Raw genomic sequence first — 21,323 nt, forward strand, 5'->3', positions numbered from 1 at the left:
ACTCCCCGCGCGCCGGCCCGGTGGCTTCGCCGCCCGTGGATCGCGCCGTGCCGGGGAGTGAAAATGGTGGGCGATACTGGACTTGAACCAGTGACCCCCTGCATGTCAAGCAGGTACTCTAACCATCTGAGCTAATCGCCCTTGCTCACCATTCAAGACATAGAAATATATCGGACTCCGCATCGACATGTCAACGATTTAATAAGCGTTTTCCATGATAGACCACATCGTGGAATCCGCGCGGCGTCGGGTCGAAGACCCGCACCTCCGTACCGGCCCGCCGGGAGAGTTCCTCGGGTGAGATCCCGTCCAGGAAAACGTCGCCCGCATCCCGGAGCATAACCGAAGGAATATACAGCGGACCCCGGTACTTCCGCCCCACCGCGGACAGGATGTCCTCACCCCCCAGAAGCCCCGCCACGGTGACGCTTTCTCCCATCAGACGATTGGCCGCAGGAACAAGGCGGAAGGGTTTTCCCGACCTCCGGGAGAATTCTTCAAGAAAATCCGACACCACACCTTCTGCGGACTTCCCCGTCACGACAGTGCCCCCTTCCCCGCTCCGCTCCCATCGCTTCCGCCGGAACAGGGCTGCCTTGTCGTCCAGGAAGCGGCGGAGCAGCCCCACGCCGTTCTCGAGCTGTGGGAAGGAGCCGTATGCCTTCCTCCCCGGGACCCTCTCGCCGGCGAGGAGGTAATATTCGTCGGCCGCCATGGCGAACGGCCGGAAATCCCCGATGAGGGCCAGCGTCTCCCGGGCTTCTTCCCGGGTTACGGGGCGAAGCGGCGGCAGGCCGGCCCGGTGGGACGTGAGCCCCACGGGGACGACAGCGACGCTTTGCAGGCCGGGCCGCAGCGCCGAAAGCTCCCGAAGGGTCCGGGCCAGCTCTTCCTTGTCGTTGATCTCCGGGCAGACGACGATCTGGCCGTGCAGCGCGATACCGGCCCGGACCAGGCGGCGCATCGTCTCCATGATGTCCCGGGCCCGGGGGTTGCCCAACATGCGGCGACGAAGCTCCGGCGACGTCGTGTGGATCGAAACGTAGAGCGGAGAGAGGCGGTACCGGACGATCCGTGCCTCCTCCCCTTCCGACAGGTCGGAGAAGGTGACGTACTGCCCGTGGAGGAAGGAGAGCCGCACGTCCTCGTCCTTCACGTACAGGGCCGGCCTCAAGCCCTTCGGAAGCTGGTGGACGAAGCAGAAGATGCACCGGTTCCGGCAGCGGCGGACGCGGATCGGCTCCGGGATTATTCCGAGGGGGCGGCCCGAAGGCCGGAACGTCTTCCGGCGCTCCCTCCCGGATGCGTCTCTCCATCGCAGGAGGAACCGGCTCCGCGAGGTCAGGAAGTGGAGGTCGAGGAGGTCCTCGACCGGTTTCCCCGAAACCGAGAGGATCCGGTCTCCCGCCCGGATCCCCGCCGACTCCGCGAGCCCTCCGGCCGCCACGGATTCGACGCGGAGTCCTTTACCCATCGGAGAGCGTCTGTATGCCCATGTAGAGGTATTGGGCCCCCGAGACCGCGGTGGTAAGGGCGCACAGCCCTATGACCACCGGGCGGATCGCCGATTCGTCCCCCGCCGGCAGGAAGCGGCGCACTTCGGGAAACGCCGTGTACGCAAGGAAGTAGACGACGGTCAGGATCTGGACCGCCGTGTTGAGCTTGCTGATCCCCGTCGGCCGGATGTCGCTCGCGTCGATCAGCAGGAGGTAGAGGGAGCTCCCGACCACGATGAACAGGTCCCTGCTGATCACGAGGATCGTGAGCCACAGCGGGACGGCTTCGACGTAGGCGAGGACGATGAAGGCGGTGGCCATGAGGAGCTTGTCCGCGATCGGGTCGAGGTACGCCCCCACCAGTGTGCGCTGGCGCAGGCGGCGCGCCAGGATGCCGTCGAGCCCGTCGGTGAGGCCGCAGAGCGCGAAGATCCCGAGGGCGATCCTTCCCTTGCCCGCGAGCATGAAGTAGACGAACAGAGGGACCAGGAGCACCCGCATCGCCGTGAGGCCGTTGGCGATGTTGATCAGGCGGGCCTGGTCGAACCGGTCTTTTCCGGGCGGTGAAGGCATATTTCCCTCTCAACGGCGGTCAGCAGGCCGGCGACCCCCTCGCCGGTCTTCGCGGAGATCCGCAGCGACCCGGAGGGCCCCGACGGCCCCGGCAGGCAAAGGTCCCGCTTGTTCATCACGAGCAGGAACGGCTTCTCGCGGAACGAAAGCTCCCCGAGGATGGCGTCCACGGAGGCGATATTGCTCTCCATCGCTTCGGAGCTCCCGTCGACCACGTGGAGGAGGAGATCCGCCTCTCCGATCCCCTCCAGCGTCGCCAGGAACGCCTGCCGCAGCTCCTCCGGAAGATCGTGGATGAAGCCGACCGTGTCCACCAGGATCGCGTCGCTGCCGCCCGGAAGTCGGAATCGCCGCGCGGTGGGGTCGAGCGTGGCGAATAGCTGGTCCGCGACGAAGACTTCGGCGCCCGTCAGCCGGTTGAAGAGGGTCGATTTCCCGGCGTTGGTATATCCCACCAGCGCGACGACCGGGTATCCGACCTCCTTCCGGCGCCGGTAATGGAGGGTCCGTGTCCTCCGCACCGTCGAAAGCTCCCGCTCGATCTGGCGGATCTGCTGCCGGATCCTGCGGCGGTCCTCCTCGAGCTTCTTTTCGCCGGGGCCCCGCGTCCCGATCCCGCCGCCCAGCCGCGATAGCTCCTTGCGCCCGCCGGCGAGCCGCCCCAGGCGGAACGAGAGCTGCGCGAGCTCCACCTGGAGCTTCCCTTCCTTCGTCCGCGCCCGCTGGGCGAATATGTCCAGGATGATCTCCCGGCGGTCGAGCGTCTTCACCCCGAACTCCTCCTCCAGCAGCGCCTGCTGCTTCGGCCGGAGGAGGTTCTGGAACACCACGAGGTTCGCCTGCCGCTCTGCGATCATCCCCTTGATGTGCTCGATGGTTCCCTTCCCCACCAGCGTCGCGGGATTCTCTGCCTGCAGCGTCTGGACGTGGGAAGCCGCGACGGAGGCGCCGGCGGATTCCACGAGATCCGAAAGCTCCTTCATCACCTCCGAGACGTGCAGGACCGCGGACGGACCCCGTTCCCGTTTCCGGTGGGCGTAGACGAGGAAGGCGCTTTCCCTGGGTCCGGTCCCCGCAGCCATCAGTCGATCCGGAGCACGCCGTACCCGAAGCGGGCCTTCAGCTCCCGGGCCAGGTCCAGCGACGGGGAAACGCCCTCGGAGGAAGGGAGGGCGAGGACCGCCTCATACTCCCCTTCCCGGATAAGGTGGAGGAACGCCCTCTTCTCCCCGGAGTGCCGGCGGATCGACTTGGCCAGGTCGGCGACGTCGTCCTTCCCGGCTCGGTCCAGGTGGAGCCGGAAGTGGACCGATTTGGCGAGCCGCTCCCGCACGTTCGCCATGAGGAAGGCCTCGTCGGCGTGGATCTCGAAACCGTTCTCCGAATGCTTCAGCCGCCCCACGAGGAAGACCGGGTCGGGGCTCGAAAGCGCGTCGCGGCATTCCTGCCAGGTCTTGGGAAATACCGTCACGTCCACCGTCCCTTCCTGGTCCTCGAGGGTCAGGCCGGCCATCCGGTCTCCTTTCCGGGTGACCTTCTCCTTCAGCCCGGTCACGATTCCGCCGATCTTGACCTCGGTCTCGTCCTTCAGCTTCGCGAGCCCGGCGGTGGTGAAGTTCGCGTACATCGCGATCTCCGCGGCGAACGACTCGAGCGGGTGCCCGGTGATGTAGAACCCGAGCGCCTCCTTCTCGTACTGAAGCCGTTCCCGGCGGCTCCACGTTTCCTTCCCGCCCGCGGCGTTCTCCCGCCCCTTGACGGGCCGGGGGACGGGACTCTCCCCGGAAGGGGCTCCGAAAAGCGCGAACTGGCCGGATTCCCTTCGGCGCGCCTCGGCCTGCGCTTCATCGAGGAGGGAGGGAAGGTCGTTGAACAGCTTCCCCCGGTCCGGGTCGAGGGAATCGAGCGCCCCGGACTTGATCAGGCTCTCCACGGCGCGCTTGTTCACCTTGCGCAGGTCGGTCCGGAAGAGGAAGTCGCGCGCGGAATCGAACGGGCGGTCTTTCCTCGCATCGAGGATCGCCTCGACCGCGGAGGCGCCGAGCCCCTTGATCGCCGAGAGCCCGAAGCGGATCCCGTCGCCGGAGGGGAAGAAGGCGTACTGCGACTCGTTCACGTCGGGCGGCAGGATCGGGATCCCCTTCTCCCGCGAGTAGGCGATGTAGCGGATGATCTTGTCGGTGTCCCCCGACTCGGAGGTCATCAGTGCGCTCAGGTATTCGACCGTATGGTGGGTCTTCAGGTACGCGGTCTGGTAGGCGACGAGCGCGTAGGCCGTGCTGTGGGACTTGTTGAACCCGTACCCTCCGAACTGCCGGATGAGATCGAAGATCTCCGCGGCCTTCTTCTCCGGGATGCCGTTGGCGCGGGCCCCCTCCAGGAACTGCCCCTTCTGCTTCTCCATCAGGGCGTCGTCCTTCTTCCCCATCGCCTTCCGGAGGACGTCGGCCTGGCCGAGCGTGAATCCCGCCAGGCTCTTGGCGATCTCCATCACCTGTTCCTGGTAGAGGATGACGCCGTACGTATCGCTGAGGATCTCCTCGAGCTGCGGCAGCGGGTAGGCGACCTTCTTCCGCCCGTGCCTGCGCTCCACGAAGTCGTCCGCCATGCCGCTCTGGAGCGGTCCCGGGCGGTAGAGCGCCATCATGTCGATCAGGTGGTTGAACCGGTCCGGCTTGAGACGCTTGATCAGCTCGGTGAATCCGTGGCTCTCGCTCTGGAAGACGCCCGCCGTATCGCCCCGGGAAAGCGTCTTGTACGTCTCCCCGTCGGTCAGCGGAAGGGTGTTCAGGTCGATCCCGATCCCTTTCCGCTCCTTGAGGAGGCGCAGGGTGTCGTGGATCGAGGTGAGGTTCCGCAGCCCCAGGAAATCGAACTTGACGAGCCCCACCCGCTCGACCGGCTTCATGGAGTATTGCGTCGTGATCTCCCCCGTCGTCTGGCGATACAGGGGGCAGTACTCCGTGATCGGCCGGTTCGCGATCACGACCGCGGAAGCATGCGTCCCCGCGTGCCGGGAGCGCCCCTCGATCTCCCGCGAGTATCGGAACAGCTCGGCGATCTTCGGATCGGAGTCGATCATCTCCTGGAGCTTCGGCTCCGCCTTCGGCGCGTTCTCCAGCGTCATCTTCAGGTCGGCGGGGATCAGCTTGGCGATCCGGTCCACCTCGGCGTACGGCATCTCGAGAACCCGCCCGACGTCCCGCACGGCCGCGCGCGGTTTCCACGTCCCGAAGGTGATGAGCTGCGCCACGTTCTCCCTGCCGTACTTCTCCTGGACGTACGCGATGACCTCGTCCCGCCGGTCCTTGCAGAAATCGCAATCGATGTCGGGGAGGCTGATCCGCTCCGGGTTCAGGAACCGCTCGAAGAGCAGTTTGTACGGGATGGGGTCCACCTCGGTGATCCGCAGGCAGAAGGCGACGAGGCTCCCCGCGGCGCTTCCGCGTCCCGGTCCCACGGGGATCCCCCGTCTTTTCGCATAATTGATGAAGTCGGCGACGATCAGGAAATAGCCGGAGAAGCCGGTCTTCTCGATCACGGAAAGCTCGTAGTCGAGTCGCCGGCGGTACTCCTTCCGCAGATCCGGGGGCATGTCCCCGTCGCGGACCCGCAGTTCCTCGAGGCGCTCCTCGAATCCCTCCTCCGCATCCTTCCGGAGCCGCCCCTCGGAGGTCTCGCCCGGCGGCAGGTCGAATTCCGGGATCATGTTCTTCCCCAGCTCGATCTCCACGTTGCACCGCTCGGCGATCCGGAGGGTGTTCGACAGGGCATCGGGGGCGGCATGCCCGAACGCCCGCTCGAACTCCTCCGCGGACTTCACGTAAAACTGTTCGGTCCCGAACCGCATCCGCGTCGGGTCGCTCATCGTCTTGCCCGTCTGCAGGCAAAGGAGGATTTCCTGGAACCGCGCGTCCTCCCGGTTGAGGTAGTGGCAGTCGTTGGTCGCGACCAGGGGAGTCCCCGTGCGGCGGGCGAGGGCGATGATCCGGGGATTCATCCGGTCCTGCTCCGGCAGCCCGTTGTCCTGGATCTCCAGGAAGAAGCGGCCGTCCGGGAAGATCGACCTGTACTCATCGAGGACATCGAGCGCCCTTGCCTCCCCTTCCGCGCCCATCGTGAAGGGGATCTCCCCCTGGAGGCACGCCGACGTGGCGATCAGCCCCTCCGAGTGGCGCCGGAGCAGCTCCTTGTCGACGCGGGGCCGGTAGTAGAACCCTTCCGTGTGGGCGAGGGAGGAGAGCTTGAGAAGGTTCCTGTAGCCGGCCGCGTTCTCCGCCAGGAGGATCAGGTGGTAGGCGTACTCCCCCGTGGGAGCCGCCTTCCGCTCCTCCCGGGAGCCCGGGGCGACGTAGATCTCGGTCCCGACGATCGGCTTCACGCCGGCCTTCCGGGCCTCCTCGTAGAACTCGATCGTCCCCATCATTCCGCCGTGGTCGGTGACCGCGACCGCCGGCATGCCCAGCCCCCGCACGCGCTCCACCAGCGGGCCGAACTGGATCGTCCCGTCCAGGAGGCTGTACTGCGAATGCAGGTGGAGGTGGACGAAGCTCTTCATTCCCACTCGATCGTGCTCGGCGGCTTCGACGAGATGTCGTAGGCCACCCGGTTGATCCCCTTCACCTCGTTGATGATCCTTGACGAGATCCTCTGGAGGACGTCGTACGGCAGGCGGACCCAGTCGGCGGTCATCCCGTCCTGGCTCTGGACGGCGCGGACGGCGGCCACGTTCTCGTAGGTCCGGAAGTCGCCCATCACCCCCACGGTCTTGATCGGGAGGAGGACGGCGAAGGACTGCCAGATCGACTCGTAGAGCCCCGCCTTGCGGATCTCCTCGATCACGATCTCGTCGGCGTCCCGCAGGATCCGCAGCCGCTCTGCGGTGACAGGACCGATGATCCGGACCGCGAGCCCCGGCCCCGGGAACGGCTGCCGGTCCAGGATCCGGGACGGCAGCCCGAGCTCGCGCCCCAGCTCCCGCACCTCGTCCTTGAACAGCTCCCGGAGCGGCTCGATCAGCTTCAGGTGCATCTTCTCCGGGAGCCCGCCCACGTTGTGGTGGGACTTGATGACGGCGGACGGCCCCTTGAAGGAGACGCTCTCGATCACGTCCGGGTAAAGGGTCCCTTGTCCGAGAAAACCGGCGCCCGGTATCTTCCGGGCGGCCTCCTCGAAGACCCGGATGAACAGCTCCCCGATGATCTTCCGCTTCCGCTCGGGGTCCTCCACGCCGGCCAGCGCCGAGAGGAACCGCTCCTCGGCGTCCACGTATTCGAGGTGGAGCCCGATGTCGTCCCGGAAGGTGTGGATGACCTCCTCGGCCTCCCCCTTCCTCAGCACGCCGTTGTTGACGAAGATGCAGGTGAGCCGGTCGCCGATCGCCTTGTGGAGCAGGACCGCGGCGACGGAGGAGTCCACCCCTCCGGACAGCCCGAGGATCACTCCCTCGTCTCCCGTCTTTTCCCGGATCTTCCGCACGCTGGTTTCCACGAAGGAGTGCATCGTCCAGGAGGGCTCCAGCCCGCAGATCCGGAACAGGAAGTTCGATATGATCTCCTTCCCGCGCGGGGTGTGGACGACCTCGGGGTGGAATTGCACCCCGAAGACGGTGCCTTCCCGGTTCGACATGGCGGCCACGGGGGAGTTCCCCGAGGAGGCGATCGCGGTGAAACCTTCCGGCAGGCGGTCGATCCGGTCGCCGTGGCTCATCCAGACCGGGATCCCCATGTTGTGGCGGAACTCCTCGATCCCGAGGAACAGCGGGCTGCCCCACTGCCCGTGGATGCTGGCGGTCCCGTACTCCCGCTCCTTCGACCGCCCGACCTCCCCGCCGAGCAGGTCGGCGATGAGCTGCATCCCGTAGCAGATCCCGAGGACGGGGACTCCCAGCTCCAGCGTCTCCCGGGAGACCCGGGGGGCGTCGGCGTCGTACACGCTGGAAGGTCCGCCGGAGAGGATGATCCCGGCGGGGTCGAAAGAGCGGATGAAGTCGATCCCGACGTTGAAGGGGTGGATCTCGCTGTAGACACGGAGCTCCCGGACGCGCCGGGCGATCAGCATCGTGTACTGCGAGCCGAAGTCGAGGATGAGGATCCCGTTTCCCAATGCCTACTCCACCCGGTAGTTCGGGGCTTCCTTGGTGATGATGACGTCGTGCACGTGGCTCTCCCTCAATCCAGCGGGGGTGATCTTCATGAAGGCCGCGCGCCGGTGCAGCTCCGGGATGTTCTTCGCCCCTACGTAGCCCATGCCGGACTTCAGGCCGCCGACGAGCTGGAAGATGACGCCCGACAGGGGGCCGCGGTTCGGGACGCGCCCCTCGATCCCTTCCGGGACCAGTTTGCTCTCGGCTTCCACGTGCGCCTGGAAGTAGCGGTCCTTGCCCCCCCGCTTCATCGCCTCGAGGGAGCCCATTCCGCGGTACACCTTGTAGGAGCGTCCCTGGTAGAGCACCATTTCCCCCGGGCTCTCTTCCGTGCCCGCGAAGAGCGACCCGATCATCACGGCCGCGGCTCCGGCGGCGATCGCCTTCGTGATGTCCCCGGAGAACTTGATCCCCCCGTCGGCGACGATGGGGATCCCCTTCCTTGCGGCGACCCGGGCGCAAAGCTGGATCGCCGTGAACTGCGGCACGCCGACCCCGGCGACGACCCGCGTGGTGCAGATGGACCCCGGCCCGACGCCCACCTTCACGGCGTCGACCCCCGCCCTGATCAGCGCCTCCGTGGCCTCCCCCGTCGCCACGTTGCCCGCGATCAGCGGAACGTCCTTGAAGTCCGCGCGGATCGCTTTCACCGTCCGAAGGACGTCCCGGGAATGGCCGTGCGCGGTGTCGACGCAGACGACGTCCACTCCCGCCTTGAGGATCTTCTCCAGCCGCTCCTCCCAGCCGGGCCCGACGCCGGTCGCGGCCCCCACGCGGAGCCGCCCCAGGGAGTCCTTGCAGGCGTTCGGGTATTTCTGGATCTTCAGGATGTCCTTGATGGTGATGAGACCCTTGAGGTTGTTGTGCGAATCCACCACGAGGAGCTTCTCGATCCGGTTCCGGTGCAGGATGTCGCGCGCCTGATCCAGCGTGGTGCCCACGGGAACGGTCACCAGTTCGTCCTTGGTCATCACGTTCCGGATCGGCTGCTCGAAGTTCGTCTCGAAGCGGAGGTCCCGGTTCGTCAGGATCCCCGCCAGCTTTCCGCCTCGCGTCACCGGGAGCCCGGAGATCCGGTACTGCTTCATCACCTCGAGCGCCTCGGACACCTTCTGGTCGGGCTCCACCGTGATCGGATCGGAGATCATCCCCGACTCGGATTTCTTCACCCGGTCCACCTCGGTGGCCTGCTCGTCCGCCGTGTTGTTCCGGTGGAGGAACCCGATCCCCCCTTCCCGCGCCATGGCGATCGCCGTGTCCGCCTCGGTGACCGTGTCCATCGCGGAGGACAGCAGAGGGATGTTCATCCGGATCCCGGGGGTGAGGTTCACGGTGACGTCGACGTCCTTCGGAATCACCCCGGATTCCGCGGGAACCAGCAGCACGTCGTCGAACGTCAATCCTTCCATCGGCAAGCTATCGGGCCGGCCGGCAGCCTTCTTCATTTCGTTCCCTCCAGTGGATTGCTCGATGCGTCCTCCCGGTCGATCCCGGCCAGGATTCCTTCCAAAAGCCCCGCGTCGCTGACGGTCACGCCGTCCGTTCCGAAGCGCAGCACCGCGGCCCGGATGAGCGCCATCCCCGGGACCATGTATCGCTCGCGCCCCTTCTCCATCCCGGGAAGCCGGAGCCGCTGCGCATCGGTCATAGCCGCGAGCCGCTCGGCCCATCGGAGGACCGCCGCCTTCGGCACCACGGCGCCGTTGATCCGGTCGGGGTCGTAGCGCGTCATGCGCCGCTCCAGCGCGAGGAGCGTCGTGAAGGTCCCCGCCGTCCCGATCAGGCGCCGGCGCCGGCGGCTTCCGAAAACAGCCGTGCCGTCCGCGATCCTCCGCTCGGAGTAGTGTTGAAGCGCCTTCCATTCCCACGGCAGCGGCGGGTCCGACAGCGGAAGGAGCGAGGACATGACCACGACGCCGACCCGAAGGCTGACGGATTCCCCTATTCCGGGGCCCGCGGTGACCTCGGTGCTTCCTCCGCCGATGTCCATCGCGATGTCGCCTGGGCGGCACCGGAGAGCTCCGTGGATCCCTTCCCAGGTGAGCCTTCCCTCCTCGTCCGCCCCTATCACTTCGGTTGCGATTCCCGCTTCCCTTGCGGCGGCGAGGAAGGAGGCGCTGTTCGCCGCTTCCCGGAGGCAGGCCGTGCCGCAGGAGCGGTAGGCGCCGACGCCCATCCGGCCCATCTCGGCACGGAAGAACCGCAGCGCCCCGATCGCCTCCCGGAACTCCTTCCCGCCGATCTCCCCGGTCTCCCGCAGGCGGCGCCCCATCCCGATGATCCGCTGGTAACGGGCCAGCGGCCGGATCCGGCCTCCTGTCCGCTCGCCCACCATCATTCGAAGGGTATTCGTTCCGATGTCGATCGCCGCCAGCCGCATCTCCGATCATCGTTCCCGGTAAACGATGCGGACGGGTGCCCCCTCGAAACCGAACCGGTCGCGGATCTGGTTCTGAAGGTACCTTGTGTAGGAGTCCGGAATCCCCCGGCGCTCCTTGACGAAGACGGCGAAGGAAGGGGGGGCGATGCTCATCTGGGTCATGTAAAACGCCCGGTTCCTGCCTGTCTGCGAAGGGATCGGCACGGCGAACAGGAAGGTCTGGGCCATCCGGTTCAGCGGTCCCGTCGGGACCCGCAGCCGGAAGTTGGCGATCGCCTCCTCGATCTTGCGGAACAGGAGCGGCACCCCTTTGCCGGTCGTGGCCACGGTGGGCACCACCGCGGCGAAGGAGGCGTATTCCAGCCCCTCCTGGATCTCCCGCAGCCCCCGCCGCTTCTCCTCCTCCCCCTGCCACCGGTCGGCCTTGTTCGCGGCGACGACCACGGCGCGCTCCTCGTTCAGGATGTACCTCAGGATCTGGCGGTCCTGGTGGGTCAGCCCCGACGGGCCGTCGATGAGCAGGACGGCGAGGTCGCACCGCTTCAGCGAGTCGAGGCTCTTCAGGACGGAGAATTTCTCGATCAGGTCCTCCGTCTTGCGTTTCGCCCGGATCCCGGCGGTGTCGATCAGGAGGTACCGCTTCCCCTCCCGCTGGACCATCACGTCGATGGAGTCGCGCGTCGTGCCGGGGACTTCCGAAGCGATGACCCGGTCGAACCCGGCGAGCGTGTTCACGAGGGTGGACTTGCCGACATTGGGGCGTCCGACCACGGCGATCCTCGGGATCCCCTCCTCTTCCGCGGCCTCCTGCTCCTCTTTCACCTCCGCATCCGGCATGCGCTCGACGATCGCGTCCAGCAGGTCGGACACCCCCGTCCCGTGCTCCGCCGAGACCGGGAGGATCCGGTCCACCGCCAGCGCGTGGAACTGCTCGATCCCTTCGCGCCCCTCCTTCGAATCGACCTTGTTCGCGGCAAGCAGAAACGGCTTGTCCCGCTCCCGGAGCATGCCGGCGATCTCCTTGTCGAGCGGAAGGAGGCCGTCCCGGGAGTCGACGAGGAACACCACGAGGTCGGATTCGTAGATCGCCCTGAGGACCTGCCCCCGGACCTTCTGGAGCACGTCGTCCTCGCTGCGCTCAACGTACCCGCCGGTGTCGATCAGCTGGAAGCGCCGGCCGTCGTATTCTACCGGCAGCGCCACCAGGTCGCGCGTGATCCCCGGCTCGTCGAACGTGATGGCGCGCCGCTTCCCGGCGATCCGGTTGAACAGGGTGGATTTTCCGACGTTGGGCCGGCCCACCAGCGCGATCGTGAATTCACCCCGGCTCATATCCCAGGCGCCTCAGCATCCTCTCGTTCTTCGACCAGTCTTTTTCCACTTTTACGAACAGCTCCAAGTATACCCGGCTGCCGGTCTCTTTCTCCAGTTCCAAGCGGGACGCCGTGCCGATTTTTTTCAGGGCCGCCCCGCCCCTGCCGATGACGATCCCCTTCTGCGATTCCCGCTCCACCAGGATGTCCGCGCGGATCCGCACGAGATTCTTCTCCGGCTCCTCCTTGTATTCGGCGATCTGGACCGCCACGCTGTACGGAATCTCCTCCTCAAGCTCCCGGAACAGCTTCTCCCGGATCACTTCCTTGGCGATGAAGCGCATGGGGAGGTCGGTGAGGTCCTCTTCCGGGAAAAACGCGGGCCCCTCGGGAAGCATCCCGAACAGGGCGGACAGGAACGCGTCCACCCCCGTCCCCTTCGCGGCGGAGACCAGGAACGTTTTCACGTAGGACCCTTCCTTTTCCAGCTCCGCCCTGCGGGCCTCCGCGGCGGCGGGCTCCATCCGGTCGACCTTGTTCAGGACGAGCACCTTGGGAACCGGCAGCCTCGAGAGGATCTCCCGGACGAGGGCGTTCTCCCCGCCCCTGCCGATCTCCCGGTCGTCCACGATGTGGGCCACGATGTCGGCCTCTTCGCCGATGCGCTGCGCGGTGCGGACCATGTAGGCGTTCAACGCCCGGTGAGGCTTGTGGATCCCGGGGCTGTCGAGGAAAACGATCTGCCCCCGGTCTTCCGTGTAGATGCCCGCGATCCGGTCCCTCGTGGTCTGCGGCTTCGGCGTCACGATCGCGATCCTGGCGCCGAGGATCCGGTTCATCAGGGTGGACTTGCCGACGTTGGGTCGGCCGAGCAGCGCGACGAATCCGGACTTCAAATGGTGTCCTCCCCCGAGGCGGTGAGCCTGGTCAGCATTTCCGAGGCGGCGACGGTTTCCGCCTCCTTCTTGGATTTCCCCTCGCCCTGGCAGGGGGACCGGCCCAGCACCCGGACCTCGGCCCGGAAGACCTTCTCGTGAGCCGGTCCTTCCGCGGAGAGGAGGCGGTACACGGGCAGCTCGATCCCCACCTTCTGGCACCATTCCTGGAGTCGGGATTTCGCGTCGAAGCCCTCCACCAGCGCGTTCATGAAATCCGGCAGCCGGAACTGCTCCTGGACGAAGGCGAAGGCGGCGTCGTAGCCGCCGTCGATGAAGATCGCCCCGATGATCGCCTCGACCGCGTCCGCGACCATCTTCCGGGTCACCCCGCCGGACCCTTTCCTGCGGACGGACGGGTCGATGATGAGGTGCTCGGAGACGCGGATCCGCTCCCCGACCTGGACCAGGTTGCGGTTGTTGATGATCGCCGCCCGCGCCTTCGTGAGGATCCCTTCCCCCGCCTGGGGGAGGAGCCGGTAGACGTCGTGCGCGATGCAAAGGCTCAGGACCGCGTCACCGAGAAACTCGAGCCGCTCGTAGGAGCGCTTTCCTGTCTCCCGCCCGGGCGCGGAACCGTGGCGCAGCGCCTCGTCCAGCAGCTCTCCGGACCGGAAGCGGTACCGGATCCGCTCCTCAAGCCCGTCCGTCGTCACCTTCGATCCTCCCCTCGAGCTTCCCGTTTCGCGCGCCGAGGATCCGCACGGCTACAAGTTCCCCGACCTCCGCCGACCCCGCCGGGAAAACGACTTCGATGTAGTTCTCCGAGGTGCCCTTGAGCGTCTTGCGCTCCGCCTCCCCCGTTTCCGATTCCGCGATCACGGAAAGCGTCCTCCCCGCCTGCGCCTCGAGGTATCCCTTCCGCATCGCCCCGTCCGCCGCCAGCAGCATCCCCACCCTTCGCTTCTTTTCGGCGGCGCACACGCCGTCGCGCCACGCGGCGCTTTCCGTCCCGGGCCGGGGGGAGTATGGGAAAGCGTGCAGGTAGCTCAAGGGAGACTCCGCGATCCGCTCGAGCGTCTCCGCGAAATCCTTTTCCGTTTCCCCGGGGAAGCCGGCCATCACGTCCGCCCCCAGCCGCGCGTCCGGCGCGCAGGAACGGACCGCCTCCAGTTTCTCACGATACTGTCCCGAGGTGTACGGCCGCCGCATGCGCCGCAGCACCGCGTCGGAACCGCTCTGCATCGGAACGTGGAGGTGGGGGCAGACTCTCTTTCCGCTTGCGATGAGGCGCACCAGGCGCGGCGTGATCTCCAGCGGCTCGACGGATCCGAGCCGGAACCGGCAGGCCGAGGTGGCCGACAGCAGCTCCTCGAGCAGGTTCGCCAGGCCGTCCAGCTCCCCCCGGTCCGCCCCGTATCGCCCGGCGTGGATGCCGGTCAGGACGATCTCCCGGGCGCCGTCGGCTTCCGCCCTGCGCGCCTCCGCCACCGCCTCCCCGGCGGGAACCGACCTGCCGCTTCCCCGCGCCTTCGGGACGATGCAGTAGGCGCACGCCGCGTCGCAGCCGTCCTGGATCCTGAGGAAAGTCCGGGTGTGCCCCAGGAGCCGGTCGACCGCATATGCCGATGGTTCCTCGATTTCCCCGGGAACGCCGTCCGCCAGCGTCCGGAGCAGCCGGTCCAGCTCCCCGGGATCGCGCGCCCCGATCCAGTGGTCCGCTTCGGGCACCGTACCCCGGGCGTCCGGTGACACTCGAGCGAAACAGCCCGTCATCACGAGGACGGCCGCCGGGTTCTTCCGCCGCAGCCGGCGCGCCATGGCGCGGGAATCCCTGTCCGCGCGGTGGGTGACGGTGCAGCTGTTGATAATGAGGACATCCGCGGGAGCGCCGGGCGGTACCACGTCGAATCCCGCGCGGAGGGCCCGGGACGCGATGCCGGCGGATTCGGCGAAGTTCGCCTTGCAGCCCGCCGTTACGACCGCAAGGCGCTTGCGCATTCGATCCAGCCGCCCCCGAGGACCTCGTTTCCGTCGTACAGCACGAGCGCCTGCCCCGGGGTCACGCTCCGTTGCGGCGCGTCGAACCGCACCTCGAGCCGTTCCTCCCCGACGCTGACCGTGCAGGGCGCGCCGGGATGGCGATACCGGATCTTCGCCGCCGCCCGGAACTCCTTCGATGGGGGGGCGCCGGCGACGAAGCTCGGGAGCGCGACCGTGGCGCCGCCGGAGAACGTGTCGTTCTCGGGACCCAGGACGACCTCGTTTTTCTCCGCGTCGATGGCGACCACGTACAGCGGCTCCCTCGATGCGACCCCGAGCCCCTTCCGCTGCCCGACGGTGTAGTGCAGCACCCCCTTGTGGTTCCCGAGGAAGTTTCCGTCCCGGTCGACGAACCGCCCGCCCTCCTCCCGGATCCCCTTGTGTTCCAGGAACCGCGCGTAGGAGACGTCCGTGATGAAGCAGATGTCCTGGCTTTCCTTCTTCTCGTACACGGGTAGCCCCGCCCCGGAAGCGATCCGCCGCACCTCGTCCTTGGGCATCTCCCCGACGGGGAACAGGATCCTGCGTAGCCGCCCGCTGTCGAGGGAGAAGAGAAAGTATGACTGGTCCTTGCTTCCGTCCGGGGCCGCGAAGAGCCGGCACCGGCCGCCGGGCTCTTTTCGGATCACGGCGTAGTGTCCCGTCGCCACCCCCTCCGCCCCGAGCTCGTCGGCCTTTCGAAGGAGCGCCCGGAACTTCAGGTGCTCGTTGCACAGGATGCAGGGGTTGGGGGTCCGTCCCGCGCCGTATTCCCGAACGAACGGGTCGATCACCTCCCGCCGGAACTCGTCCCTCAGGTTCAGGACATAGTATGGAATGCCGAGGATGTCGCAAACCCGCCGGGCGTCGTACAGGTCGTCCAGGGAGCAGCAGGTCCCTTCCCGGTCGCGGGTCACTTTGGAGTAATCGTAAAGATCCATGGAGACCCCGATCACGTCCCACCCTTCCTTTTTCAGCAGGAATGCGGCGACGGAGGAATCGACCCCCCCGCTCATCGCCGCAAGGATCCGTCCTTTTTTCATCGGGCCTCCGCCTTCCGGGAGTTATACAGCGGCGACATCGCCCTAAGTTTGTCTACGACCTTGACGAGCGCATCGACGGTGTAGGAGACGTCCTCGTCGGTGTTGCCGTACCCCAGCGAGAACCGGAGCGCGCCCTGCGCGTCCGTGGGGTCGGCGCCCATCGCGAGCAGCACCGGCGACGCCTCGAGCGATCCGGAGGTGCAGGCGGACCCGGAGGAGCAGGCGATCCCCATCATGTCGAGGTTGAGCAGCAGCGCCTCCCCTTCCACGAACCGGAAGGAGACGTTCAGGGTGTTCGGCAGCCGCTGCGTCGGATGGCCGTTCAGGACCAGCTCGGGGATCCGGTCGAAGATCCCCTTTTCGAGCGCGTCGCGCAGGCGCCGGGCCTCTCCGATCTCGGAGGTCATGTTCCTGCGCAGCAGGGAGAAGGCTTTCCCCATCCCCACGATCCCGACCACGTTCTCCGTGCCGCCCCGGCGCCCCCGCTCCTGGTGACCGCCGGTCAGGTCGGCGGAGATCTCCACACCCTTGCGGACGATCAGTCCCCCGGCGCCCTTGATGCCGTTGATCTTGTGGCCGGAGAAGGTGAGCAGGTCCACCGGGAGCGTCTCCCAGTCGAGCGGGACCTTCCCCGCGGCCTGCACGGCGTCCGTGTGCATCAGGGCGCCGGCCTTCCTCGCGATCTCGCCGATCTCGCGGACGGGCATCAGGCAACCCGTTTCGTTGTTCGCGGCCATAATGGAGACGAGGAAGGTGTCCGGTTCGATGGCGGTCCGGACGACTTCCGGCTCGACGATCCCCTGCCGGTTCACCGGCACGTAGGTCACGCGGTACCCCTGGCTCTCCAGGAAACGGCAGGTGTTCATGACCGCCGGATGCTCCACCCGGCAGGTGACGATGTGCTTCCCCCGGTTTCCGTCGAGATGCGATACCCCTTTCAGCGCCAGGTTGTCGCTTTCCGTGCCCGAGCTGGTGAACACGATCTCGAGAGGGCGGCAGCCGAAGAAGGCGGCGACCTCCTCCCTTGCGTCCTCGATCGCCTTCCGGACGTCCCTCCCCGCCCAGTGAATGCTCGACGGGTTGCCGAACAGCTCGCCGAGATACGGCAGTACGGCTTCCGCGACTTCCGGGTGGACGGGAGTCGTCGCGTTGTGGTCGAAGTACACCTTCCTCATGCGCCTGCCTCCCGCGCCGGTTCGTTCCTTTTCTCGAACAGGTCCTCCAGGGAGATGGAATCGAGGAACTCCTCGATCTTCCCTTCGAGGGCGTCCCACATCCCCTGCGTCCTGCACTTGTTGATCATGCTGCACTGCCTTCCGGACTGGCGGCATCCCACGGTCGACGGTCTGCCTTCCGCGGTCCGGATGATCTCCCCCACGGTGATCTCGGAGGGATGCCGGGATAGGATGAATCCCCCTCCGGGACCCCGCACGCTTTTCACGAGGTTCTTCTTCCGCAGCTTCAGGAAGAGCTGCTGGAGATACGATTCGGGGATCGCCTCCTGCCGCGCGATCGCCTGCAGGGTGACGGGGTTCCCCCGGGAGGAGCCTGCCAGCGACACGAGCGCCATCACGGCGTAGCGGCCGCGCGTGGTGATCTTCAAGACGCGGACCTCACCCGGGCGGACTCCTTCACCGTATCGATCTCCTTCGTCATCGCCTCCACCCGTTCCTCGAGGGCGCGGAGCTGCTCGGTGAGGCACTTGAGCGCCTTCCCTTCCGGGTCGGGGGTTCCTCCGACGCCGGACGGATCGGCGTACACGTTTCCTTCCCGGTACACCACGCGTCCGGGGATGCCGACCACCGTGGAATTCGGCGGCACGTCCCGGTTCACGACGGAGCCCGACCCCACCTTCGAATTCTCCCCGATCCGGATGTTGCCGAGGATGGCCGCCCCTGCCCCGACGATGACGTTGTCCTCGAGGGTCGGATGGCGTTTCCCCTTGTTCCAGGTCGTCCCGCCGAGGGTGACTCCGTGGTAGAGGGTGACGTTCTTCCCGATCTCGGCCGTCTCGCCGATGACCACCCCCATCCCGTGGTCGATGAAAAATCCTTCACCGATCGTCGCCCCCGGGTGGATCTCGATCCCGGTCAGTCCCCGGGAGATATGGGAAAGGAGCCGTCCCGCCAGCTTGAGCCTGTGGTTCCAGAGCCAGTGTGCGGCATGATGGAACCGGACCGCGTGGAATCCGGGATAGCAAAGGAAGATCTCGACGACGCTGCGGACCGCTGGGTCCCGCTCGAAGATGACCTTGATGTCGTTGCGGATCGTGCGGAACATGCCGTCCTCCCCTTGCCTGGAGATTACCTAACTATTTATGTCAATTATTTTCCATCTTCGCCAGAAAAGGAAGGATTTTCTTCAAGCGCTTCTCCTTTATTCCCTTCACTCTGAGCAGCTCTTCCGGGGACCGGAACCGTCCGACCCGCTCCCTTTCCGCTACGATGGCTTCCGCAATTGCGTCGGAAATCCCCGGAAGAGCGCTAATCTCTTCCTTTGAGGATTTGTTGATATCTATCGGTTTTCCAATTAGATATTTCTGCGTGATCGAGAGGGGGCCATTCCGGGGGCTTGCGGTCGTCTGGAGGGTGCTGGCGGAGGAAACCGGTCGCTCCCGATCCGTGATGCTGCCGGTACGGAGGGCAATCCCGGAACGGGGGGATTGAAGCGTTTCGATGCCGGTCGCGAGGGCATTCCAGACCAAAAGCATCATGGAAAGGAACAGGTAGGACCTTTGCCTTCTACCGCTACTCTCCCCGCTCCCTGGGCTGCCCACCCCGCGTCCTCCAGAGCTTGAACCGGATGCTGTCGACCAGGGCCTGCCAGGAAGCCTCGATGATGTTGTGCGATACCCCGACGGTGCCCCAGTTGGTCGTCTTGTCGCCGGACTGTATCAAGACGCGTACCGAGGATCCGGTCCCGCCCTGCTGGATGACGCGGACCTTGTAGTCGATCAGGCGTACTTCGGCCACTTCCGGGTAGAACTTCTCGAGCGCCTTGCGCAGCGCGTTGTCCATCGCGTTCACCGGGCCGTTCCCCATGGCCGCGGTGTGCTCCACCCGGTCGCCCACGCCGATCATGATCGTCGCCTCGGCGATGGGGTCTTCTCCCTCGGACCGTTTTTCGTCGATGACCCGGAACCCCTTCAGTTCGAAAAACGGAATGTGCTCGCCGAGCGCCTTGCGGGCGAGGAGCTCGAAGGATGCGTCGGCCCCCTCGAACTGGTACCCCTTGTGCTCGAGATCCTTGATCTCCTCGAGGATCTTCTCCGCGTTCGGGTCCTTCGACTTGAATTTCAGCCCCCGCTCCTGGATCTTCGACAGGATATTGCTTTTCCCGGAAAGGTCGGAGATGAGCACGTGGCGCATGTTCCCGACGGCCTCCGGCTCGATGTGCTCGTACGTCATCGGGTGGCGGCGGATCGCGGAGACGTGCATCCCGCCCTTGTGGGCGAACGCCGCGTCCCCGGTGTAAGGCTGGTGGATCCACTGCCCCATGTTCGCCACTTCCGCGACGAAGCGCGACACTTCGTACAGCTTCCGGATGTTCCCCTCGGGAAGCGCCTTCCGCCCCAGCTTGAGCTGGACGGCCGGGATGATGGAGCACAGGTTCGCGTTCCCGCAGCGCTCCCCGTACCCGTTGATCGTGCCCTGCACCTGGACGACTCCGCTTTCCACCGCGGCGATGGTGTTCGCCACGGCCATCTCGGCGTCGTTGTGCGTGTGTATGCCCAGTTCGACGGAAGTCGCCTTCTTCACCTCTTTCACGATGCGCGCGACTTCGGAAGTGACCGATCCGCCGTTGGTGTCGCACAGGACGAGGCAGTCCGCGCCGGCCTCCGCGGACACGGCCAGGACCTTCATCGCGTATTTCGGGTTGTTGCGGTACCCGTCGAAGAAATGCTCCGCGTCGAAGAACACCTTGTCGGTTCGCGTCTTAAGGTAGGAGATCGTTTCCCCGACGGCGGCCAGGTTCTCCTCGAGGGTGGTGCGCAGCGCCTCCGTGACGTGGAAGTCCCACGCCTTCCCCACGACGGTGATGACCGGAGTCTCCGCCCCGAGCATCGCCTTGATGTTGGCGTCCTCCTCTACTTTTTTCCCGACCCGCCGGGTCATCCCGAAGGCGCAGATCGCCGAGTTCCTCCAGCGCACTTTCCGGGCCAGCTCGAAGAACTCGAGGTCCTTCGGGTTGCTCCCCGGGTATCCCCCCTCGATGTAATGGATCCCGAACTCGTCCAGCTTTTCGGCGATCTTGATCTTGTCGAGGACGGAAAGGGAGATCTCCCGCGCCTGGGTACCGTCCCTCAGGGTCGTGTCGTAGAGGCGGACGGGCTTCATCAGGAGGCTTTCCCCAGTCCGAACGCGTCGTGGAGGACACGCACGGCAAGCTCCGTGTACTTCTCCTCGATGAGGACGGATATCTTGATCTCCGAGGTGCTGATGCCGAGGATGTTGATCCCCTCGGCCGCCAGCGTCTCGAACACCTTCATCGCGACCCCCGCGTGCGACCGCATCGCCATGCCGACGATGGAGACCTTCGCGATCTTGTCGTCGCCGACCACCTTCTCCGCCCCCACCTCGGCGGCGGTCTTCTCGGTGATCAGCATCGCCTTCTTGTAGTCGGCGCGCCCGACCGTGAAGGTCAGGTCGGTGTGCCCGGTGACGGAGACGTTCTGGACGATGACGTCGACCACGATGTTCGCCTCGGAAAGGGGCTTGAAGATCTTCGCCGCGATCCCCGGCCGGTCGGGAACCTTCACGAGCGTGACCTTCGCCTCGTTCTTGCTGTATGCGACTCCCGACACGACCGCCGTCTCCATGATCTCCTCCTCCGTCGTGACAATCGTACCCAGGTTATCGTTGAACGAGGAGCGGACGTGGATCCGCACCCCGTACTTCATCCCGAACTCCACCGAGCGGATCTGCAGCACCTTCGCGCCGAGCGACGCGAGCTCGAGCATCTCCTCGAAGGAGATCTTGTCGAGCTTGCGCGCGTCCGCGCAGATGTTGGGATCGGTCGTGTAAACGCCGTCCACGTCGGTGTAGATCTCGCAGACATCGGCTTTCAGCGCGGCCGCGACCGCGACGGCGCTGGTGTCGGACCCGCCCCGCCCCAGCGTGGTGATCGAGCCGGTGTCGTCGATCCCCTGGAACCCGGCGACCACGACGATGTACCCCTCCTTCAGCGCCTGCCGGATCGTGTCTCCCTCGATATTCCGGATCCGCGCCTTCACGTACGCCTGGTCGGTGGTGATCGGGATCTGGAAGCCGCAGAACGATTTCGCCTTGTATCCCAGCTCGGTGAGCGCGATCGACAGCAGGCCGATCGTCACCTGCTCGCCGGTCGATGCGACGACGTCGAGCTCCCTCTCGTTGGGAAGCTCCGAGATCTGGTGTGCGAGCCCGAGAAGGCGGTTCGTCTCTCCGGACATCGCCGAGACCACGACGACCACGTCGTTTCCCTGGTCGCGGGTTTT

18 protein-coding genes and 1 tRNA gene are annotated in these 21,323 nt (G+C 66.1%); all 19 read right to left on the minus strand.

Annotation, left to right across the window (positions count from 1 at the left end):
- Nucleotides 1–64: 64 nt before the first annotated feature.
- A tRNA-Val gene (locus AB1346_11165) sits at nt 65–141 on the minus strand.
- 49 nt (nt 142–190) lie between these two features.
- Entirely contained in the window at nt 191–1,474 is a 1,284-nt protein-coding gene (locus AB1346_11170; GenBank protein MEW6720999.1) for a DUF512 domain-containing protein, read from the minus strand.
- Nucleotides 1,467–2,069 (minus strand): CDP-alcohol phosphatidyltransferase family protein, encoded by a 603-nt coding sequence (locus AB1346_11175; GenBank protein ID MEW6721000.1) that lies wholly within the window; start codon nt 2,067–2,069, stop codon nt 1,467–1,469. Before AB1346_11175 ends, AB1346_11170 begins: the two co-directional genes overlap by 8 nt.
- The gene (gene hflX / locus AB1346_11180; GenBank protein MEW6721001.1) at nt 2,024–3,151 is read right to left on the minus strand and encodes a GTPase HflX; all 1,128 of its coding nucleotides are present in this window, start codon (nt 3,149–3,151) and stop codon (nt 2,024–2,026) included. Before hflX ends, AB1346_11175 begins: the two co-directional genes overlap by 46 nt.
- The gene (gene dnaE, locus AB1346_11185; protein MEW6721002.1) at nt 3,151–6,627 is read right to left on the minus strand and encodes a DNA polymerase III subunit alpha; all 3,477 of its coding nucleotides are present in this window, start codon (nt 6,625–6,627) and stop codon (nt 3,151–3,153) included. The genes hflX and dnaE overlap by 1 nt, the downstream gene beginning before the upstream one ends.
- Nucleotides 6,624–8,174 (minus strand): glutamine-hydrolyzing GMP synthase, encoded by a 1,551-nt coding sequence (gene guaA, locus AB1346_11190; protein ID MEW6721003.1) that lies wholly within the window; start codon nt 8,172–8,174, stop codon nt 6,624–6,626. The genes dnaE and guaA overlap by 4 nt, the downstream gene beginning before the upstream one ends.
- 3 nt (nt 8,175–8,177) lie before the next feature.
- Complete coding sequence (gene guaB, locus AB1346_11195) at nt 8,178–9,659, minus strand: IMP dehydrogenase (protein ID MEW6721004.1); 1,482 nt, start codon at nt 9,657–9,659, stop codon at nt 8,178–8,180.
- The gene (locus AB1346_11200) at nt 9,656–10,594 is read right to left on the minus strand and encodes a hypothetical protein (protein ID MEW6721005.1); all 939 of its coding nucleotides are present in this window, start codon (nt 10,592–10,594) and stop codon (nt 9,656–9,658) included. The genes guaB and AB1346_11200 overlap by 4 nt, the downstream gene beginning before the upstream one ends.
- Before the next feature lie 6 nt (nt 10,595–10,600).
- The gene (gene der, locus AB1346_11205; GenBank protein ID MEW6721006.1) at nt 10,601–11,926 is read right to left on the minus strand and encodes a ribosome biogenesis GTPase Der; all 1,326 of its coding nucleotides are present in this window, start codon (nt 11,924–11,926) and stop codon (nt 10,601–10,603) included.
- On the minus strand, nt 11,913–12,803 hold the full coding sequence (era, locus tag AB1346_11210) for a GTPase Era (protein ID MEW6721007.1): 891 nt from the start codon (nt 12,801–12,803) through the stop codon (nt 11,913–11,915). The genes der and era overlap by 14 nt, the downstream gene beginning before the upstream one ends.
- Complete coding sequence (rnc, locus tag AB1346_11215; protein MEW6721008.1) at nt 12,800–13,498, minus strand: ribonuclease III; 699 nt, start codon at nt 13,496–13,498, stop codon at nt 12,800–12,802. The genes era and rnc overlap by 4 nt, the downstream gene beginning before the upstream one ends.
- Nucleotides 13,479–14,783, minus strand: a complete 1,305-nt coding sequence (mtaB, locus tag AB1346_11220) for a tRNA (N(6)-L-threonylcarbamoyladenosine(37)-C(2))-methylthiotransferase MtaB (protein MEW6721009.1) — start codon at nt 14,781–14,783, stop codon at nt 13,479–13,481. The genes rnc and mtaB overlap by 20 nt, the downstream gene beginning before the upstream one ends.
- Nucleotides 14,759–15,847 carry a tRNA 2-thiouridine(34) synthase MnmA gene (gene mnmA / locus AB1346_11225; protein MEW6721010.1) on the minus strand — a complete coding sequence of 363 codons (1,089 nt, stop codon included), beginning with the start codon at nt 15,845–15,847 and terminating at the stop codon, nt 14,759–14,761. Before mnmA ends, mtaB begins: the two co-directional genes overlap by 25 nt.
- On the minus strand, nt 15,844–17,022 hold the full coding sequence (locus tag AB1346_11230) for a cysteine desulfurase family protein (protein MEW6721011.1): 1,179 nt from the start codon (nt 17,020–17,022) through the stop codon (nt 15,844–15,846). Before AB1346_11230 ends, mnmA begins: the two co-directional genes overlap by 4 nt.
- Complete coding sequence (locus AB1346_11235) at nt 17,019–17,450, minus strand: Rrf2 family transcriptional regulator (GenBank protein ID MEW6721012.1); 432 nt, start codon at nt 17,448–17,450, stop codon at nt 17,019–17,021. Before AB1346_11235 ends, AB1346_11230 begins: the two co-directional genes overlap by 4 nt.
- Nucleotides 17,447–18,127, minus strand: a complete 681-nt coding sequence (cysE, locus tag AB1346_11240) for a serine O-acetyltransferase (protein MEW6721013.1) — start codon at nt 18,125–18,127, stop codon at nt 17,447–17,449. The genes AB1346_11235 and cysE overlap by 4 nt, the downstream gene beginning before the upstream one ends.
- Nucleotides 18,128–18,167: 40 nt before the next feature.
- Entirely contained in the window at nt 18,168–18,623 is a 456-nt protein-coding gene (locus tag AB1346_11245) for a helix-hairpin-helix domain-containing protein (protein ID MEW6721014.1), read from the minus strand.
- Nucleotides 18,595–20,184 carry a citramalate synthase gene (gene cimA / locus AB1346_11250; protein ID MEW6721015.1) on the minus strand — a complete coding sequence of 530 codons (1,590 nt, stop codon included), beginning with the start codon at nt 20,182–20,184 and terminating at the stop codon, nt 18,595–18,597. The genes AB1346_11245 and cimA overlap by 29 nt, the downstream gene beginning before the upstream one ends.
- On the minus strand, nt 20,184–21,323 hold a 1,140-nt coding region (locus AB1346_11255), incomplete at its 5' end, for an aspartate kinase (protein MEW6721016.1). The genes AB1346_11255 and cimA, both read right to left, overlap by 1 nt.

This window comes from Thermodesulfobacteriota bacterium, from assembly GCA_040758155.1.
Taxonomy (GTDB): domain Bacteria; phylum Desulfobacterota; class Deferrimicrobia; order Deferrimicrobiales; family Deferrimicrobiaceae; genus UBA2219.

Coding starts and splice junctions, on each gene's coding strand:
- AB1346_11170 (MEW6720999.1), bottom strand. CDS start 1,474: ATGGGTAAAGGACTCCGCGTCGAATCCGTGGCGGCCGGAGGGCTCGCG.
- AB1346_11175 (MEW6721000.1), bottom strand. CDS start 2,069: ATGCCTTCACCGCCCGGAAAAGACCGGTTCGACCAGGCCCGCCTGATC.
- hflX (MEW6721001.1), bottom strand. CDS start 3,151: ATGGCTGCGGGGACCGGACCCAGGGAAAGCGCCTTCCTCGTCTACGCC.
- dnaE (MEW6721002.1), bottom strand. CDS start 6,627: ATGAAGAGCTTCGTCCACCTCCACCTGCATTCGCAGTACAGCCTCCTG.
- guaB (MEW6721004.1), bottom strand. CDS start 9,659: ATGAAGAAGGCTGCCGGCCGGCCCGATAGCTTGCCGATGGAAGGATTG.
- AB1346_11200 (MEW6721005.1), bottom strand. CDS start 10,594: ATGCGGCTGGCGGCGATCGACATCGGAACGAATACCCTTCGAATGATG.
- der (MEW6721006.1), bottom strand. CDS start 11,926: ATGAGCCGGGGTGAATTCACGATCGCGCTGGTGGGCCGGCCCAACGTC.
- mtaB (MEW6721009.1), bottom strand. CDS start 14,783: ATGCGCAAGCGCCTTGCGGTCGTAACGGCGGGCTGCAAGGCGAACTTC.
- mnmA (MEW6721010.1), bottom strand. CDS start 15,847: ATGAAAAAAGGACGGATCCTTGCGGCGATGAGCGGGGGGGTCGATTCC.
- AB1346_11230 (MEW6721011.1), bottom strand. CDS start 17,022: ATGAGGAAGGTGTACTTCGACCACAACGCGACGACTCCCGTCCACCCG.
- cysE (MEW6721013.1), bottom strand. CDS start 18,127: ATGTTCCGCACGATCCGCAACGACATCAAGGTCATCTTCGAGCGGGAC.
- cimA (MEW6721015.1), bottom strand. CDS start 20,184: ATGAAGCCCGTCCGCCTCTACGACACGACCCTGAGGGACGGTACCCAG.